The sequence below is a fragment of the Actinosynnema sp. NPDC049800 genome (assembly GCF_040656635.1).
In the GTDB taxonomy this organism is placed as follows: domain Bacteria; phylum Actinomycetota; class Actinomycetes; order Mycobacteriales; family Pseudonocardiaceae; genus Actinosynnema.
Genome location: NZ_JBFAMT010000124.1, coordinates 1 through 1,495, shown reverse-complemented (window position 1 = coordinate 1,495; position 1,495 = coordinate 1). Strand labels below are relative to the sequence as shown.

At 65.4% G+C, this 1,495-nt stretch carries 2 protein-coding genes and 1 pseudogene; 1 reads left to right on the top strand and 2 read right to left on the bottom strand.

Annotated elements, in window-relative coordinates:
• Window positions 1-139 precede the first annotated feature (139 nt).
• On the bottom strand, window positions 140-634 hold the full coding sequence (locus tag AB0I91_RS44610; RefSeq protein ID WP_498780571.1) for a hypothetical protein: 495 nt from the start codon (window positions 632-634) through the stop codon (window positions 140-142).
• A gap of 5 nt (window positions 635-639) precedes the next feature.
• The gene (locus AB0I91_RS44605; protein ID WP_499642336.1) at window positions 640-879 is read right to left on the bottom strand and encodes a BrnT family toxin; all 240 of its coding nucleotides are present in this window, start codon (window positions 877-879) and stop codon (window positions 640-642) included.
• A gap of 124 nt (window positions 880-1,003) precedes the next feature.
• On the opposite strand from AB0I91_RS44605, the pseudogene AB0I91_RS44600 reads away from it, so the two are divergent.
• Window positions 1,004-1,406 (top strand): annotated as a pseudogene (locus AB0I91_RS44600) (integrase core domain-containing protein).
• The last annotated feature ends 89 nt before the right edge of the window (window positions 1,407-1,495 follow it).

The following is a 1,495-nucleotide window of genomic DNA, read 5'->3' as shown; positions in this document are numbered from 1 at the left end:
TTTCATTTTGGTTTGTTTGTTGGGCTGGGTGTCTTTTGTGGTGGTTTTTTTTTAAAACCCCACATTTTTGGGGGGGTATCAACACTAAACCCTTCTGCTGGAGGGGAGGTGGTGGAGGGTTGGCCTCCTCGTGACCGCCTCAGCCCTTCCCTGCCGCCCTGCGACCAGAGCCGACGTACCCCTTCGCTGTGGATGCAGGCGCTGCGGCCACCACCCGGGGGGTCCGTCCGTGGACCGCGGGGATCTTGGCCTTCTTGGAGCCCGATGCGGGGTTCTTCCTCGCTGGACGTTTACTTGGCGGCTCCTCGGGCTGCGGGACGACGGCGGCCTCGATGCGGGCCAGTCGCTCGTTGATCCGCGCGAATTCCTCGCTCTCCGCGAGGCGCACACCGTTGACCGCGTGCTCGATGATCTCTCGAACCAACGCCGTGTAGCGCATACCGCGCGTCTGCGCGAGCGCCTTGAGCGCGTCGACGACGTCACCCGGCAATCGAAGGGACGTGGTTTGCATCGGACGCGGATCAACCCACTCGCCATGCTCGATTTCGGCCGACGTGTCATGGGTGTCGTAGTGAGCGGCCAGCGCCTCAAGGTCTTCGACCGGACGAGGAAGGGACTCGTTTCGCTTTGCCATTGTCATCACCGTGCCTTCCTCAGGAAGGTCTTCTTCTCACTGGGTGTCATGTCCCGCGCGGTCACGATGAACGCTTCACCGTTGTCTTCGGCGGCCACCACGAACAGATACCGTCCCGCATAGGTGCGGCCGTACATCAAAATCGTGTCGTCCCGGCCTTCGGCCTGCCAGTACGGACGTTCGAGGATCGCCTCCCTCACCTCGTCCAAGGTCACACCGTGTCGGGCGATGTGGTCGCCGACCACTTGCTGTCCTTGACACCACGGAACACCGACCCAAGTGTAATACGAACGCATTGCGTTATCACTGCCGCGTGTGGTGCCGGGAGGCATGCCCGGCACCTGACGGCGGCGACCTGCCGGGTGCGCCGTGGACGAGGGCCGGCCGTTGCGACGCGCGGCCGAGCGGTTCCAGGTCTAGCCGACCACCGCCCACTGGGCCTCGCGTTGTCGCGTGCTGGGCGAGGCGGGCACGACCGACCGTTGCAGCCGACCGCACCACAGCCCGCGTCGCCTGCCCACCCGCTGCGAACGCCGGATCGTGAAGGTCCGCCTGGCGCGGCGGTGGGGTCCGACCCGCATCGCCTACCTGCTCGGCGGGGTACACCCTGCTCGACGAATGGGCCTACGCCCAGCCCTACCGGTCCGAAGCCGAACGACGAGCCGCACTGCCACACGGGCTGCACACCTACAACCACCACCGCGGCCACACCGCACTGGGCGGCCAACCACCAGCCAGCCGCGTCCCCAACCTCCCCGGGCAGTACAGCTAGCGCCTGTTTCACAAGTCTCGTTCGATGAGAGTCGCGCCTGAGGTGGTTCCCGGCGGTGCGGCCGAATGGGCCGCATACCGCTGTTGTAT